Annotated in this window: 13 protein-coding genes; 3 read left to right on the forward strand and 10 right to left on the reverse strand. The window is 45.7% G+C overall.

Features of this window, described 5'->3' with window-relative positions; genetic code table 11:
* Positions 1-147 precede the first annotated feature (147 nt).
* The 4 genes from dnaJ to Q4B82_RS07045 all read right to left on the reverse strand — a co-directional run bounded on the left by dnaJ (position 148) and on the right by Q4B82_RS07045 (position 5,505).
* Positions 148-1,287 (reverse strand): molecular chaperone DnaJ, encoded by a 1,140-nt coding sequence (gene dnaJ, locus Q4B82_RS07030; protein ID WP_303065729.1) that lies wholly within the window; start codon positions 1,285-1,287, stop codon positions 148-150.
* Between the two features lie 115 nt (positions 1,288-1,402).
* Positions 1,403-3,250 carry a hypothetical protein gene (locus Q4B82_RS07035; protein ID WP_303065730.1) on the reverse strand — a complete coding sequence of 616 codons (1,848 nt, stop codon included), beginning with the start codon at positions 3,248-3,250 and terminating at the stop codon, positions 1,403-1,405.
* A gap of 68 nt (positions 3,251-3,318) precedes the next feature.
* Positions 3,319-4,296, reverse strand: a complete 978-nt coding sequence (locus Q4B82_RS07040) for a putative transporter (protein ID WP_303065731.1) — start codon at positions 4,294-4,296, stop codon at positions 3,319-3,321.
* Between the two features lie 69 nt (positions 4,297-4,365).
* Positions 4,366-5,505, reverse strand: coding sequence for a 5-(carboxyamino)imidazole ribonucleotide synthase (locus tag Q4B82_RS07045; RefSeq protein WP_303065743.1), 1,140 nt, complete (start codon positions 5,503-5,505; stop codon positions 4,366-4,368).
* 326 nt (positions 5,506-5,831) lie between these two features.
* Between Q4B82_RS07045 and Q4B82_RS07050 the strand changes: the two genes are divergently transcribed.
* Positions 5,832-7,742, forward strand: a complete 1,911-nt coding sequence (locus tag Q4B82_RS07050; protein WP_303065732.1) for a bifunctional sugar phosphate isomerase/epimerase/4-hydroxyphenylpyruvate dioxygenase family protein — start codon at positions 5,832-5,834, stop codon at positions 7,740-7,742.
* A gap of 135 nt (positions 7,743-7,877) precedes the next feature.
* Positions 7,878-8,612, forward strand: coding sequence for a cag pathogenicity island protein Cag5 (locus Q4B82_RS07055; RefSeq protein ID WP_303065733.1), 735 nt, complete (start codon positions 7,878-7,880; stop codon positions 8,610-8,612).
* An 81-nt stretch (positions 8,613-8,693) separates the two neighbouring features.
* Here the strand turns inward: Q4B82_RS07055 and Q4B82_RS07060 are convergent, their stop codons facing one another.
* The 4 genes from Q4B82_RS07060 to dapE form a co-directional block, all read right to left on the reverse strand.
* Entirely contained in the window at positions 8,694-9,458 is a 765-nt protein-coding gene (locus Q4B82_RS07060; RefSeq protein ID WP_303065734.1) for a ParA family protein, read from the reverse strand.
* 10 nt (positions 9,459-9,468) lie between these two features.
* Complete coding sequence (gene rsmG, locus Q4B82_RS07065; protein WP_303065735.1) at positions 9,469-10,098, reverse strand: 16S rRNA (guanine(527)-N(7))-methyltransferase RsmG; 630 nt, start codon at positions 10,096-10,098, stop codon at positions 9,469-9,471.
* 312 nt (positions 10,099-10,410) lie between these two features.
* The gene (locus Q4B82_RS07070) at positions 10,411-10,965 is read right to left on the reverse strand and encodes a hypothetical protein (protein ID WP_303065736.1); all 555 of its coding nucleotides are present in this window, start codon (positions 10,963-10,965) and stop codon (positions 10,411-10,413) included.
* Positions 10,966-11,295: 330 nt separating this feature from the next.
* The gene (gene dapE / locus Q4B82_RS07075; protein WP_303065737.1) at positions 11,296-12,423 is read right to left on the reverse strand and encodes a succinyl-diaminopimelate desuccinylase; all 1,128 of its coding nucleotides are present in this window, start codon (positions 12,421-12,423) and stop codon (positions 11,296-11,298) included.
* A gap of 116 nt (positions 12,424-12,539) precedes the next feature.
* Here dapE and Q4B82_RS07080 point away from each other — a divergent pair, with 116 nt between their 5' ends.
* Positions 12,540-13,052 carry a protein disulfide oxidoreductase gene (locus tag Q4B82_RS07080; RefSeq protein WP_303065738.1) on the forward strand — a complete coding sequence of 171 codons (513 nt, stop codon included), beginning with the start codon at positions 12,540-12,542 and terminating at the stop codon, positions 13,050-13,052.
* Between the two features lie 128 nt (positions 13,053-13,180).
* On the opposite strand, the gene mutS is transcribed toward Q4B82_RS07080, so the two are convergent.
* Together mutS and lpdA are read right to left on the reverse strand one after the other, a co-directional pair.
* Positions 13,181-15,721, reverse strand: coding sequence for a DNA mismatch repair protein MutS (mutS, locus tag Q4B82_RS07085; RefSeq protein WP_303065740.1), 2,541 nt, complete (start codon positions 15,719-15,721; stop codon positions 13,181-13,183).
* Between the two features lie 126 nt (positions 15,722-15,847).
* Positions 15,848-17,572: dihydrolipoyl dehydrogenase (gene lpdA / locus Q4B82_RS07090; protein ID WP_303065742.1), on the reverse strand; the 1,725-nt coding region annotated here is incomplete at its 5' end.

Genomic DNA, 17,572 nt, shown 5'->3' on the forward strand with positions numbered 1-17,572 from the left:
ATCACAGGCGTGATTTCGCTGATTGCGGTTATGGCAGCAAGCGATTATTCGGGCAGGGAGTTGAATGATTAAAGATGAGCCGCTGTTTCAGGCTGCCTGAAACAAAACAAGCCATCGTTTTAACCACGATGGCTTGTTGGGGGTGTTTTAATCAAAAATGTCTTTCAATTTATCAAAAAAACCTTTTTGACGAGGTGTTTGGCTGCGTTCTAAACCTGTGGCAATGGTTTCAAATTCCACCAGTAATTCTTTTTGACGGTCGGTTAAATTTACAGGCGTTTCCACCACCACATGACAATACAAATCCCCCACCAAACTGCTGCGTACCGATTTGACACCTTTACCTTTAACGCGCAAACGTTTGCCGTTTTGCGTGCCTTCGGGAATGCTCAATTTCACTTTCCCGTCCAAAGTCGGCACTTCCACTTCACCACCCAGAGCCGCAGTCGCAAAACTGATGGGCAACTCACAATGCAAATCGGTTGGGCTGTCTGGGTCGCGCTGGAAAATTTTGTGTTCTTGCACGCTCACATGAACATACAAATCGCCAGCAGGTGCGCCGTGTGTACCTGGTTCGCCCTCGCCTGTTAAGCGAATACGCTGTCCATCATCAATGCCAGCAGGGATATTGACTTCCACCGTTTTGCTGGTTTTGATACGACCGCTGCCATGACATTGTACGCACGGTTCTTTGATTTCCTTGCCTGAACCATGACACGTTGGACAAGTCTGCTGAATTTGAAAAATGGCTTGGCGAACGTGTACCGCGCCTGAACCACCACAAGTACGACACGTTGTGGCTTTGGTACCTGCTTTTGCCCCCGAGCCATGACAAGTGCCACATTCTTCGTAAGTAGGCACGGTAATTTGTTTTTTTACACCTGCTGCGGCTTCTTCCAAAGTCAGCGTGATGCCAATATTGATGTCTTCGCCTTGATAATTTTGTTGGCGTGCCCCACCGCCACCACCAAACATTTGACTGAAAATATCACCAAAGTCAAAACCTTGTGCGCCGCCAAATCCACCTCCGAAGCCACCAAAACCACCTGCTCCACCCATGCCTTGTTCAAATGCAGCGTGTCCGTATTGGTCATAGGCGGCTTTTTTCTGTGGGTCGGAGAGCGTGTCATACGCTTTTTGGACTTCTTTGAATTTTTCTTCGGCTTCTTTGTTGTCGGGATTGCGGTCGGGGTGGTATTTCATCGCCAGTTTGCGATAGGCTTTTTTGATTTCGTCTTCGGACGCACCTTTACTTAATCCCAGTGTTTCGTAAAAATCTTTGCTCATGGTTGTGTCTTGTTTTCAATGAAAAATAAAATGATTGTGCCGTATATGGGGTGCATCGGCAAAAAATCAAGCCTTGCTTCGGGTACAGCTTGTTTTCAGGCAGCCTGCACTCATCTTATGGATTGTTGGGCTTAAACTGCGCCGCATCAATGCTTCCTGGACTGTATTCATAAAATTGCCATACGGGTTTACGATATGGCAAATTCTTTACGCGCCAAACACGAGCATGGCTGCCTGAAACCACGCCTTTACCGTCTTGAATGATGACGGCTTTGAGGCTGCCCGAATGGGGCTGGATTTGCCAAAATACGGAATTGTGGCTGTTTAACACCAGTACAATCGGTTTGCGGCTTTCAGGTAGCCTAATGGGTAGGCTGCTGTCGCGGTTTCCGCTTTCATAAACTTTGGCATACACCACATCATAATCTGGGTTATTGAGCAGTTGTTGCGCTTCATCATCAGGATAAACCAATATTTTGGGCTGCGGATGCAAGGCAAAACCAACCGTGTGATAATGGTTGATGTATTCCACTTCCAAACGGTTTTTGCCTTTTGGCACAATCACATCAAAACTGCCTTCTTGTGGCTGACTGTTATCACGATAATGGTATTCAAACACTTTTTTGCCGTTGAGCCACACACGCATTTGCGCCCAACTTAAATCGTATTGCATGGACATGGCGGTATCTTCATTCACATTCAGATAACCTGCCCACAATGCAGCAAATTGTTCTGCTTCAATACTGTGGAATTGATTGGAAACATAATTGATTGCAATATGTGGCACATTTTCTTGTGCAACAGGCTGACCAATGGTCTTGTGCGTAAAATAGTAGGCATCAAAACCGCTTTCAGGCAGCGTACGCCCCATTTGGCTTAACCAACTTTGTTCGCCCTCAAAACCATTTTGGCTGCCCGAACCTGAAACAGGGTTTACTTGGTTTTCACGCTTACCCATTGCATTATCAAAACGCAGGGCTTGACTGCCGCCGCATTGCGCTTTGGCTTGTTCGTATTCCGCTATGGTTTTTTGGTACAGATTTTGCATTTTTTCAGCGGTGTACCATTGGGCTTTGGTGTAATACGCCGCAGCCTGCTTGCCAAACAAAGTTTGATTTAATGCTTGAATTTCGGGAAAACCACGCCCCACTTCGCCGCTGCAATGTAAATGCACGCCACCCGAGCAATCACAATTATGCGGTGCCCAATCATCATCAATCTGTCGTGCCACACGGTAAACAGGCGCATCGCTGCCTGAAATGTCGCCTACGCCATTTAATGCCACAATCGCTTCAATTTCGGCTTTGTCGTGCAATTTCAGTTCCACATTAACCAACTCTCGTGCCGACAACACCAAAATTTGCGGTTTATCGGTAGCGGAAACAAACAACTGGGCATCACGCCATTGCCAATCTTTACGGTTATTGCTACTTGTGTCCATGCTGCCTCGCACTTGGGCAAATGCTACTTCGGCATTTTTTATGGCTGCCTGAACGTCATTTGCCACCGATTCGGGCGCACGCGGTCGACTGTCAAGAAAATTGACCGCCATATTATCGGCATGCCATTTCGGTTCATAACGCACTTGTACATCATGACTGCCTTTTTCCAAATGCACATCGGTATAGCCGCTACCTTGCAATTTAATCGGTTTGCCAGCAATATCAATTTTTAACTTATTGGCATCACTGTGTTGTATGGTAATTGTCCCTGTTTCAGGCAGCTTGATTTTACCCTGCCACAACACACCCAATTTCTCGCCTTCAATACCTTGAACCGAATGCACATAGCCAAAACTGATGCGTGCGTGTTCGCCACCATCCAACCTTTTTTCAGGCTGCTGGGTGTGGTAATACTGCATGCGAAACACGCCATCTACCAAACTCTGTGAAGCATGATTCAGGCTGCCTGAAAAATGGCAAGCTGCCAATAATAGGGCAAAAAACAGAGCGAACAAACGCATGGTGTTCCTTTCAATAAAATGGATAAGGCGACAAAACGGTACAATTTATGTTTTTAGATGTTCTACCTTTAACGGTTCTGACGAATCACTTGTTCAAATGCCTTCAAACGCTTGTAAATGGACAACAATTCCACAATCGTACTCCACGAATGCACCAAATACTGAAACGAATCTTGCACTTTACCAAATGCACGCACAATTTGTTGCATTGCCCCCAAAGTCAAAACACCCATAATCAAGCTCGGACCCAATGCGATATATGGCACAACCACCGCAAATTGCAAATACGACCAACGCGCCAAATCAAAATACAAATAATGCAAGTACAAGCGATAGTGGTTTTGGCGCACATGGTCAAACAATTGACGCAAAGTTGGGGCTTGGGCACGGTCGGCATGATCTTCACCTAATACCAATTCTTTGCGAAATGCCGCCTCTACCTTTTGATTATTGAATTCCAAACCCGGTAATTTGATGCCCACCACCGCCAAAACCACTGTGCCCAAAATGGCAAACAACAAGGCAATGTAAACCAAAGACCCTTCCACATGACCTATCCATGGCAATTGCGTTACATTCTTGCTTAAATCGCGCAACATCGGCAAAAACGCCGCCAAAGTCATTACCGAACGCAAAAAACTCACGCCCAAATCCTGCATAATGCGCGCAAAACGCATGGTATCTTCTTGTATGCGCTGTGAAGCACCTTCAATATGGCGCACGGTTTGCCAATGTGCGATGTAATAATCGGTCATGGCGGTGCGCCAACGGAAAATGTAATGGCGCACAAAAAATTCCAACGCAATCGCCAAAGCAATGTAAATCGCTGCAATACGGGCAAAGGTAAAAATTTTGGTCAAAAATTCGGGGAAAGAAACGCTATTGGGCGTTTTCAAAATCTCTTGAATGGCATTGTAAAAATCACCAAACCATTGATTGATCTGTACGTCCAATTCCACTTTATACCAAGTGATCAGCAAAATCAGCAGCGAACCACCGATTGCCCAAACACGCCATTTTTGATTGAAAAAAAAACTGTGGAACATGATTTTTCCTGTTATTTAAATGGATTTAAGGCTGCCTGAAACGTTTCAGGCAGCCTAATGAATGGATTATTAACGCAACAAAGCACCATGCAAAGATTGTGCTTGCTCAAATGCCACATCCGCATTGTTTGCCAACACCGTAAAATGCCCCATTTTGCGCCCTGCTCGTGCCACAGTTTTACCGTATAAATGCAAATGCGCTTGACCGTGTTGCACCACATTTTCCCACGCAGGCTCACTGCCATTTTCGCCCCACACATCGCCCAAAATGTTTGCCATACAGCAAGGCGACAACAATCGCGTATCGGCTGGCGACAAACCACACATAATGCGAACCTGTTGCTGAAATTGGCTGGACACACACGCATCAATCGTATGATGACCACTGTTGTGTGGACGCGGTGCAATTTCGTTTACCACCAAATTTTGCTCATCGCCCACCACAAACATTTCCACCGCCAACACACCGACATAATCCAATTCTTCTGCCAAACGCAAAGCCATTTGTTTTGCTTGTTCACGCAGTTTTTCAGGCAGCCGTGCAGGTACAATGGAATACGCCAAAATGCCATTTTCATGATGATTTTCAGCAGGGTCAAAAGTCAACGTATGCCGTGTATCCAAACGGCAAACAATTACCGAAATTTCCGCACGCAAATCTACCTTTTTTTCCAAAACACACGCCACACCACCCAACTTTTCAAAGGCTGCCTGAACTTCTGCTTCACTATTCACACGAATTTGACCTTTACCGTCATAGCCCAAAGTGGCGGTTTTCACAATACCTGGTAATAAATCAGCGCAATTTGCAGCATCATCTGCGCAGTATAAAACACGATACGGCGCCGTTGCCAACCCCGCTTGCGCCATGCGTGCTTTTTCCAAAATGCGGTTTTGTGCTACTGCCACGCAATCGCCCGATGGTGAAACGCGTGTTTTTTGCGCCAAAGTCCGCATCGCATCGGCATTCACGTTTTCAAATTCGGTCGTTACCGCCGCACATTGCGCCAGTTGCGCCAGAGCCTTATCGTCATCAAAGGGCGAACACAAATGCACATCGGCAAAACGTGCCGCAGGCGCATTAGGGTCTGGGTCAAGCACCGTAACACGGTAACCCATGGTTTTGGCAGCCAACGTAAACATGCTACCGAGCTGTCCGCCACCAAGTATGCCCAACATCGCAGGCGGTAAAATAGGAAGCAACATGATGATTAATGCAAAAATAAGGAAAGCACGGATTTTAACAGTTTTTTTGTTTTAAACAATGCCAATGGTACATCACAAATTGTTCAGGCAACCTATTTCACATCACAAAAACTTGAACACTACCCCAAACCACCAGAACACACGCTCATCATCACTTCACAACCCACAAAAAAATGTTCCAATGTGGTAAAGTACGGCTTTTGCAATTTATGGTGCAAAACATTTGATTATGCAAACAAAAAGCCGAATATTGCCAATTAAATTGCGCTTTAAACCACCAAAACAGCATTTTGTAGCGGATTACCCGTCCGTCCCATTTGGAGCAAAACATGAAACACAGCATCGCAACCGTATCATTAAGCGGCACGCTGCCTGAAAAAATCCGCGCCATTGCTGGCACAGGTTTTGACGGCATTGAAATTTTTGAAAATGACCTGCTTTATTTTGACGGCACACCGTCTGACATTCGCAAAATGTGTGCCGATGCAGGTTTGGAAATCATGTTGTATCAACCATTTCGTGATTTTGAAGGCGGACCACGCGGTCGCGTAGCACAACAAATTGAACGTGCCAAACGCAAATTCGCACTGATGAATGAATTGGGTACCAACCGCATCTTGGTGTGTAGCAATGTATCACCCAATGTGCTTGCCAACGATGATGCAATTGCATCAGATTTTTATTTGCTTGCCGAAGCAGCAAAAGAGTTTGGCATACAAGTGGGCTATGAAGCACTGGCCTGGGGTAGTTATGTCAATTCTTATCGCCATGTGTGGAAAATTGTGCAAGCAGTCAATCACCCAAATTTGGGCATCATTTTAGACAGCTTCCACACGTTTTCCATCAATGATGATTTATCACAACTAGCTGATATTCCATCTGAAAAAATCACTTTCGTACAAATTGCCGATGCCCCACGCATGAAAATGGACGTATTGGAATGGTCACGCCATTATCGCAATTTCCCTGGTCAAGGCAGTTTTGATATTGCGGCATTTATGGCGCCTTTATTGGCAAACGGTTACCAAGGTCCTTTGTCGCTGGAAATTTTCAATGACCATTTCCGTGCGGTCAATGGAGTCAGCACCACCAGCGATGCACGTACCAGCTTGTTTTATTTGGAAGAACAAACTGCCGCACTGCTTAAACGCAATCATCAAAGGCTGCCTGAAAACACCCCATTGTTCACCCCTCCTGCTCTGCCACAATTTGAAGGCATTGAATTTGTGGAATTTGCGGTGGACGAAGAAGCAGCACAATCTTTGGCACACATTCTGTACAATTTCGGTTTTCAGGCAGCAGGTCGCCACAAAAGCAAAAATGTGATGCTCTACCGTCAAGGCAATATCAACATCATTTTAAATGCCGAGCCAGACAGTTTGGCAGAAGGCTTTTTTACTGCACACGGCACGTCCATGTGTGCACTTGCTTATCGTGTTAGCGATGCCCAAGCCCTGTATCAACGTGCCGATGCCTACGGTTGTTACTCCTTTGAAGGGCAAACAGGTAACAATGAAAAACACATTGCCGCCGTTCGCTCGCCCAATGGCAGCTTGCAATACTTCATTGACAGCGACATTTATCCTATTGATTTCAATTTAAATCATTCATCAAATACCGCAACACATTTGCACAATATAGACCATTTGGCTTTGGGTATGACCAGCGACCGTTTAGACAGCTGGACCTTGTATCTGCGTTCCATTTTCGGTTTTGTCGCCGAAGCCAATCAAACCATGACCGACCCCTACGGTCTCATCAACAGTCGTGTTTTACACAGCCCCACCAAAGACATTCGCATTGTCTTAAACGCTTCTGATGCACCCGACACCCAAGTTGCCCGTTCAATGGCACACTACAAAGGCAGTGGCTTGCAACATTTGGCGTTTGCCACTCACGACATTTTCGCCACCATCAAACAACTGCGTGCTAATGGCGCAGCATTATTGGACATTCCCGCCAATTATTATGACGATTTACAAGCGCGTTTTGATTTAGACGATGACTTTATCGCACGCTTGCGTGAACATCATCTGTTATATGACACCGATGGCAAAGGCGGCGAATTTTTACACGTTTACTCCCCTGTCATTGACCATCGCTTTTTCTTTGAAGTGGTACAACGCATCGGGGCTTACGATGGCTATGGTGCAGCCAATGCAGCCGTTCGTTTAATGGCACAAGACAAATACCTCAAACAACAGCATTGTCTCAACGAACCTTTATCATCTTGGGAGTAAAAAACCACACCCATTTTCAGGCAGCCTGCAAACACACAAGGCTGCCTGAAAAACACTTGCACAAACAAGCAGTTTTTATTATATTTACACTTCATTACAAACCAAACCCACTACTTCTTGATTAAAGGAAAGCACATGAACGCCAAACTGTCTCTGATGATTGCCACCGCCTTATTGGCAACCGCTTGCGGTAAAGAAAAAGCACAACGTCCCGCCCAACAACCTACTGCCGAAACAGCCGTTGCTGCTGCACCTGTACAACAGCAACAAACCCAAGTGGTTCAACAACCAACACCTGTGCAACACACACCTGTTCAGGCAGCCCCTGCAACCACACATGAAGTTCCTCCCCCTGTTGCTGTTGCACCTCAAGTTGTGCCTGCTCCCGTTCAAGCACCAGCTCCACAAGCCATTCCCGTTCGCGTGATTGAAAACCACGCCAACACGCAAAGCTGCCGTGCCGTTACCGACACCGAAATCGCCGCTTTATTTGACCGCTGGAACGCCAGTTTAAAAACAGGTCGTCCTGAAATCGTGGTTGCCAACTATGCTGCTGATTCGATTTTGTTGCCTACCGTATCCAATAAAGTGCGCCACACCGCCGCAGAAAAATTGGATTATTTCCAACATTTCTTGGAAAACCAACCTGTTGGCGAAATCAATGAACGTTTCATTAAAATTGGCTGTAACACAGCCCTTGATGCTGGCGTGTACACATTCAAATTCAGTAAAACAGGTAATCAAGTCGTGGGACGTTACAGCTATACTTATGAATGGAATGGCGACAAATGGCTGATTACCAGTCACCACTCTTCTGCTATGCCTGAAAAAGCAGAAAACACCGAAGCGAATAAAGCACATGTTCACTAAACAAACATCATAAAAACAGGCTGCCTGAAAGGTTTCAGGCAGCCTGTTTTTATGCCTCACATCAATTTTTCACACGTTTTCTCAACATCTTGCTAATAATTCATCAGCCAAGTCCAAATACGCCAAAGTTCCTTTGGCCTTGGCATCATAAGCCAATGCAGGTTTACCGTAGCTGGGGGCTTCCGCCAACCGTACATTACGCGGAATGGTTGTGTCCAATAATTTGCTGCCAAAATGTTGTGCCAACTGCGCACTGACTTCTGAAGACAAGCGGTTTTGATTGTTGTACATGGTTCGCACAATCCCGAAAATATCCAATTTTGGATTGATGGCGGTGCGGATTTTGCGTACCGTTGCCACCAAATCGCTGATGCCTTCCAAAGCATAATATTCACACACCATAGGAACGAGCACACCTTCTGCCGCAACCAAGCCGTTTAAAGTCAAAAGTGTCAGCGTGGGCGGACAGTCAATCAAAACATAATCATACTGTTCAGCCACCAAAGAGAGGGCATTTTTCAAACGCATTTCACGCGCGATTTCTTGCACCAACTCAATTTCTGCACCCGCCAAATCACGATTGGCAGCCAAAACATCATAGCCACCTGCTTCGCTGTGGATTAAGGCTGCCTGAATGTCTGTTTCGCCCAATAAAACATGATAAATACCTTGTTTAATATCGGTTTTGTCTATGCCACTGCCCGTAGTGGCATTACCTTGTGGGTCAAGGTCAATCAGCAAAACGCGCTGTTTGCGGTGTGCCAAAGAAGCCGCTAGATTGACCGCTGTTGTGGTTTTACCCACACCACCTTTTTGATTGGCAATTGCCAAAATGCTCGCGCTCATGGTTTTTCCTTTATGCGGTTTTGGGACGCATCAACACCATATGGCGTTCTGCATTCAAATTTGGTACATTCAATTTATCAATTTGATAAACTTCAATATTTTTCGGTACATTTTCCAATTCTTCATAAGGATACACGCCTTTCATTGCTGCCCAATAGCCGTTTTCATTCAATAAATGCTTGGTCAGCGCAATGAAATCGTGTAATTCTGCGAATGCACGGCTGGTAACCACGTCTACTTTTTTATCGTGCATGGCTTCCACTCTGCCACTTGCCACAGTAACGTTTTGTAAACCCAATTCAATCACAGCTTGTTGTAAAAATGTGGTTTTTTTGGTGTTTGCATCCAATAAAGTAATCTGCAAATCGGGGCGACAAATTGCCGTAGGAATACCAGGCATGCCACCGCCCGAACCCACGTCTATCAAAGTTTGGGCATCGGCAACATAGGGTAATAAGGTTAAACTGTCCAACAAATGATGGCTCAACATTTTGTTTTCATCACGCAAAGCCGTTAAATTGTATGTGCTGTTCCATTTTTTCAACAATGAAATGTATTCCAACAGCAGCAACTGCTGTACAGCAGAAAGTTCAAGACCCATAGCCAACAAGCCATCGGATAATTTTTCTTTTAAATTCATGATATTTTCCATTTACAATCCATTTTATGGATACAGATTGTCGGTTTTGCAAAAATCATTGAAAAAACTGATGCAGAACGGATAGACAATCCCACAACAAACTTAATATTAAAACAAAACGCATTCAGGCAGCATGAAATATATTATCAGGCTGCCTGAAAAATACTTGCAAAGCCAAAGTATGATCGCAGAATTGAGAAAACACTACGACATTACCAACACCTTTATGTACTTGGTGTACACGACTCTCGTTGTCGCCTTATATTGCCTTTTCACTTCTGAAACCATATGCTTTCAGGCAGCCTCAAATGGTTAAAATGTCAAACCCGTTATCTGTGTAATGCGACTTTGTACTTCATCACGCAAACGGCGCAAATCTGCATCGGCATGCTGCGGCAAAACAAAAGCAGGTAAAGTTTTGTTGCTGTGAAATTTGAGCTTATATTGTTGTTTACTGCCCTCATTAATGAGGACATATTGCTTATCCCAATTCAAAGTAACACGCGTAGTAATAATTGGGTTTTGACGCATTCGCTTGGGCATAACCATATGTATCAAATAAAAATTACCCACTATCATCGCACCAATCAAAAACACAAACACATTGCGCAACAACACATCATCAGCCCACATATATGCATAAATGTAAACCCCTACCCCAATTTGCAAAACTGCGCTGATTGCGTTACCCAATTTAAGCATCTTGATGCGTTTTTCTATTTCTACGCTGCTTAAAGGCTGATGAATTTGCCACTTGATTTGCCCTTGTGATGACTGTAATGCAAGCTGCAACTGTTGCAACTCCGTTTTAACCAAATGGGTGCTATCGGGTAAATCATCGGTATGGGCAATACGAAAATCTTGCATAATGTTTTTCTTTCGTCAGTTTACTTCACAGTTTCAGGCAACATGATGCTACGCTGCAATTTTTATTGCAAGGTAAACCATGCACACCAAATTACCAAAAACACCTAAATTTTTCAATAAATTGACAAAAATTTTGTACCCTATATACAAAGTTTCAGGCTGCCTGAAAACCTTAGCAAAACCCACTTTCAAACTGACGTAGAGGCTGATTTCATGCCCATCACCTTTTTCAATTTATTGATAAAAATAAAAATTCCTGCAATCACCAATGGGGAAGATATGAAATCTGCCCCTATAAACCGAATTTTGCAAACATTTCAACCTGAAAATTCATTTTACAAATAAATTCCTCATCATTTTTTCATAAACCTGCGACAATTTTTCAATGTCATCGGTCAAAATGTGTTCATCAATTTGATGTATGGTCGCATTCACAAAACCCAATTCAATCAACTCTCTGGCAATCGCTTTGATGAAACGCCCGTCTGATGTACCGCCCGATGTGGACAATTCCGCTTCCACGCCGCACACTTCGCGTATGGTGTTTTGCGCGATTTCGGTTAATTTGCCCGCTTCGGTCAAAAAGGGATTACCCGATAAACTCCACGCCAAATCATAGCGGAAACCGCGTTTATCCAAAATTTCGTGAACGCGCTTTTTCAGGCTTTCCGCACTGTTTTCGGTGGAAAAACGGAAGTTGAATTTCACATTTACGCTGGCAGGAATAACGTTGGTCGCACCTGTGCCACCATTAATATTGGAAATTTGGAAGCTGGTGGCTGGGAAATAGGCATTGCCCGTATCCCATTCGGTTGTAGCAAGTTCAGCTAATGCAGGGACTGCTGCGTGAATCGGGTTTTCTGCCAAATGTGGATAAGCGATGTGCCCCTGTGTACCGTGTACCGTCAAATTGCCCGACAATGAACCACGCCGACCGTTTTTCAAGGTATCGCCCAGTTGGTTTACGGCGGTAGGTTCACCAACGATGCAATAGTCTATCAATTCATTTCGCCCCGCCAAAACGTCCACCACTTTGGTTGTGCCATCATGGGCATCGCCTTCTTCATCCGAAGTGATGAGCAGCGCAAGACTACCCGCAAAATTCGGGTTTGCCGCCACAAAACGTTCGCAAGCTGTAATGAAACAAGCAATCGCGGTTTTCATGTCTGCCGCGCCTCGTGCGTAAAGTTTGCCTTCGTGTTCGGTCGGCGTGAACGGGTCAAACGTCCATTGCGCCACATCGCCCGTTGGCACAACATCGGTATGCCCCGCGAAACACACAACTGGCGCGGTGTTGCCCAGTCTTGCCCAAATATTCTTGGTTGTGCCAAAATTCATCTCTTCAATCGTAAAACCCATTTGCTGCAAACGCTGGGCGATGATTTTTTGACAATTTTTATCATCGGGTGTAATGGATTGTTCGGAAAGTAATTGCTTGGCTAATTCAAGTGTTTGCATAATTTGAAAGCTGCCTGAAAATAAGGAAAACCGCGATTTTAACGCGAAAACGCATTTTTAGGCTGTCTGAAACGTTTTTTGCTACAATTTCGCGCACCATCAATTTAGGAAATAACATGAAAAAGAAACTGAAATATTGGCTCAAACAAATCACGCAAACGCTGGCAATTTTGTTGATTGTGAGCGTGGTAATGGACTGGTGGCGCAGCCCCAACGCGCCGATGAATGCAGCCGATGTGCCATTTCAAACCATTTATCAGAATAAAAACAATACTTTGGCAAATGCCAGCGCAAATCAAACTTTGGTTTTGTATTTTTGGGGAACATGGTGCAACATTTGCAAACACACTTCTCCCGCGATTGAAGATTTACACGCAAATGGTGTGCCTGTGTTGGGCGTGGCATGGGGTTCAGGCAGCGATGAAAACATCAAACATTATTTAAACAACAATCATTTAAAATTTGACACCATTAACGATGAAAATGGGCAACTGTCACAGCAATGGGGCGTGAAAGTTACCCCGACCATCATTTTGATTAAAAACGGTAAAGTGTTGCACAGCACCACAGGTTTGGCGAGTTATTGGGGCTTGAAAACGCGGCTGTGGCTTGCCAATTTGGCGCACTAAATGGTGATTTGGGGCGAGGTAGTACACACAAGAAGCTGCCTGAAAACGGTTGGCATCAGCACCTTACCTATATACAAGTCATTTATTTTCATGAAATTTTCAAGATTGTTATCCCACGCTCGCATTAATTACAACATTTTTTTCAAACGGTAAATCAAATCCAAAGCCTGTTTGGGTGTCAATTCATCTGGCTCTATACTCAATAATTCTTGTTCTACCACGCTTGCTGCAAGCGTTTCTTCGTTTTCAGGCAGCATGGGAGCGGCAAACAAATCAAGCTGACGTTCTGCTGCTTGGCTTTCCAATAAACCCAGTTGTTTTTGCGCTGTTTTAAGGGCGCGTGGTGGCAAACCTGCCAATTTGGCTACGGCAATGCCATAACTTTTTTCAGCGGCACCATGTTCTATTTGATGTAAAAAAACGATGTCTTGTCCTTGCTCCAATGCCGATAAATGCATATTAAACGCACCTTGATGGTTTTCAGGCAGCTTGGTCAACTCAAAATAATGGGTTGCAAACAAACACAAGGCTTGATTGTTTTGTAAGAGATGTAAGGCAATAGCGTGGGCAAGTGCCAAACCGTCAAAAGTGGACGTACCACGTCCTACTTCGTCCATCAGAACAAGACTTTGCTTGGTAGCATGATGCAAAATGTAGGCTGTTTCGCTCATTTCCACCATAAAAGTAGAACGATTGCTTGCCAAGTCATCTGATGCACCAATGCGCGTGAAAATTTGGTCTATTTCACCAATCAAAGCATACTCGGCTGGCACAAAACTGCCTGTGTGCGCCAGCAACACAATCAAAGCAGTTTGGCGCATATAGGTGGATTTACCGCCCATATTGGGACCTGTAATCAGGCACAGGCGATTTGTGGGTGCAAGTTGGGTGTGGTTAGCAGTAAAGCGTTGCACCTGTTTTTCCACAACAGGGTGGCGACCGTTCTGAATGGTCAATGTGGGTGTATCGCTAAATTGCGGCATGGTGTAACGCTGTGTACGTGCTGTATTGGCAAAACTGCACAAAACGTCCAATGTGGCTGCCGCTTTCGCGCTGCGTTGGATTTGCGGTAACTGGGTTTGCAGTTGCGCCAAAATTTGCTCAAACAGCTGTTTTTCCAATGCGAGCGCGTTTTCTTGGGCAGCAAGAAATTGATCTTCAAAGGTTTTGAGTTCGGCTGTGATAAAGCGTTCGGCATTTTTCAGGGTTTGACGGCGGCGATAATCACTGGGAGCATGCTCGGCTTGGTTTTTAGAGAGTTCAATGTAAAAACCGTGTACGCGGTTGTATTCCACTTTTAAAGTGGAAAGCTGTGTGCGTTCGCGTTCGCGTATTTCCAAATCGCGTAAAAAATCATCACCATGTTCGTGCAGATGACGCAAATGGTCTAATTCAGCATGAAAACCATCGCGTATCACACCTCCGTCTTTGAGCCATACAGATGGTTCGTCTGCCAAAGCTGCTTGTAATTGTTCGGCAATGGGTAAAGTGGCTGGAAAACAACTGCCCAGAGTGTCCAATAAAGCACTTTCAGGCAGCTTGATTTTAGCCAATGCAAACAAACTCTCACGCAAAGCAGACAAATCGCGTGGGCGTGCTGAACCCAATGCAATGCGTGCGGCAATACGTTCAATATCAGCAGTATGTTTCAGGCTGCCTGAAACATCAGTAAAACCGTGTGTCAATAGGGCTGAAACAGCATTTAAACGCGCTTGAATGTGGTTTTTATTGCGTAAAGGGTGATGCAACCATTGTGCCAATAAACGACTACCCATATGGGTAACACATTGGTCTAAAACAGAAAATAATGTGGGCGACTTTTTACCCGACAAGGTTGTTGTGATTTCCAAATTGCGCCGTGTGGCGGCATCTAGGGCGATGTATTGACCGTCGCTTTCCAACATCAGCGCGTCCATATGTGGCGGCAACACGGTTTGCGTGAGTTTCAGATAATTCAATAATGCCCCTGAAGCGGCAATGGCTGCTGGGTGTTCGTCCAAACTCAAACCAAAACCCAGTAAATCTTGACTGCCAAAATACTGCGTGAGCAATTTGAAAGCGGTATCGGAGGCAAATTGCCAGTTGTTTAAACGTGAAAGATTGATTTTAGGACAGTTTTCAGGCAGCCTGAAATCTTGGTCTGCCAACAATTCGGCTGCCTGAATGCGTGCCAACTCATCTGCCAAACGGCGTGGGTCTATGATTTTGGTTTTGAACTCGCCATTTTCCAATGCTGCCCACGCTAATGCCGCTTGTTTTTTGCCCACAAAGACCGCCGCAATGCGATTGGCTTCTTTGTCTTCCAAAAATGCGCTGTCGGTTAAAGTGCCAGGCGTAACAATGCGTGCTACTTTGCGTTCCACGACTTTACCCACGCCCACTTCACCAACCTGCTCACAAATCGCCACGCTTTTACCCAATTTGACCAATTTTGCCAAATGCTGTTCCACCGCGTGATACGGCACACCTGCCATTTTGATGGGTTCGCCCAAATGTTGCCCACGTGTGGTCAGCGTGATACCCAATAATGCGGCTGCTTCGGCAGCATCATCAAAAAACAGTTCATAAAAATCGCCCATGCGGTAAAACACCAGCTTATCGGTGTGTTCGGCTTTGATGGAAAGATATTGTTGCATCATGGGAGATGGGGCTTTGACTGCGGCAGACATAAAGGCTTTCAGAAAAAATTTGAGGCTGCCTGAAAGGTTTCAGGCAGCTTGGTCGTTGCAATGTGATTGATGTTTCAGGCAGCTTCTTCGTTCTGTGTGAAATAAACTGCCTGATTTTTTAACCCATTACTTTTTCTTGCGTTGTGGCGGCAAATCGGTGCAAACACCCAAAGCCACTTCTGCCGCCATGCCAATGCTTTCGCCCAAAGTGGGGTGCGGGTGAATGGTTTTGCCGATGTCTTCCGCATCGCAACCCATTTCAATCGCCAAACAAATTTCGCCAATCATGTCGCCAGCGTGTGTGCCAACAATGCCACCGCCAATAATGCGACCCGTTTCCGCGTCAAAAATCAGTTTGGTAAAGCCTTCATCGCGACCGTTGGCAATCGCGCGACCGCTTGCCGCCCATGGGAACACGGATTTGGTGATTTTAATGCCATCGCGTTTGGCGATTTCTTCGGTAACGCCCACCCAAGCCACTTCGGGGTCGGTGTAAGCCACACCAGGAATCACGCGCGCGTCAAAATAGGCTTTGTGTCCCGCGCAATTTTCGGCAGCAACGTGTCCTTCATGCACCGCTTTGTGCGCCAACATCGGTTGTCCGACCACATCGCCAATCGCATAAATGTGTGGCACATTGGTGCGTTGTTGCTTGTCCACTTCAATGAAACCGCGTTCGGTAACGGCAACACCTGCGTTTTCCGCGCCACACAGTTTGCCATTCGGTGCGCGACCTGCTGCAACCAACACCAAATCGTATTTTTGCGGCTCTTTAGGGGCTTTTTCGCCTTCAAAGGTAACGTAAATGCCGTCTTCTTTGGCTTCTACGGCAACGGTTTTGGTGTTGGTCATGATGTTGTCAAAGCGATGGGCGTTCATTTTTTCCCACACTTTAACCAAATCGCGGTCTGCGCCTTGCATTAAGCCGTCCATCATTTCCACCACGTCCAAGCGCGCGCCCAAGGTGCTGTACACCGTACCCATTTCCAAACCAATGATGCCGCCGCCGATGACCAACATTTTTTCAGGCAGCTTGCCGTTTTGCGTACGCAATTCCAACGCGCCTGTGCTGTCCACAATGCGTGGGTCTTTGGGAATAAAGGGCAAATTCACCACGCGGCTGCCCACGGCAATAATCGCGTTTTTGAATTGCACGGTTTTTTTCGCGCCTGTTTCGCTGGCGTGTTCGTATTGTGTGGATTCGGTTAAAGCCACTTCAATGTGGTTTGCGCCCACAAATTTGCCAAAACCTTGAATCAAATCCACTTTACGCGCTTTTGCCATGCCAGCCAAGCCGCCAGTCAATTTGCCAATGACTTTTTCTTTGTAGCCGCGTAATTGGTCAATGTCAATTTCTGGCTCGGGGTATTTGATGCCGTTTGCCGCCAAATGTTTCACTTCGTCAATCACCGCCGCGTTGTGCAACAGGGCTTTGGACGGAATGCAACCCACGTTCAAGCACACGCCACCCAAAGTGCTGTATTGCTCCACAATCGCCACTTTCAAGCCTTCGTCTGCGGCAGCAAAGGCAGCAGAATAGCCACCTGGCCCGCCACCCAATACCACCACATCGTATTCTGCGTCTGCGCTGCCTGAAAAGCTGGCGGCTTGCGGTGCAGGGGTTTCTTGTTTGGTTTCAACGGGTTTGGGGGATTCAGGCTGCTTGGTTTCGCTTGCACCTGCGGCTTCCACAAGGGCAATCACGCCGCCTTCGGAGATTTTGTCGCCCACTTTCACTTTCACTTCTTTAATCACACCAGCGTGGGTGGCTGGCACGTCCATGGTGGCTTTATCGGTTTCCAAAGTGATTAAAGTTTGTTCCAATTCAACGGTATCGCCCACTTTGATTTC

Origin of the sequence: Alysiella sp. (assembly GCF_030525755.1) — a bacterium.
In the GTDB taxonomy this organism is placed as follows: Bacteria; Pseudomonadota; Gammaproteobacteria; order Burkholderiales; family Neisseriaceae; genus Simonsiella.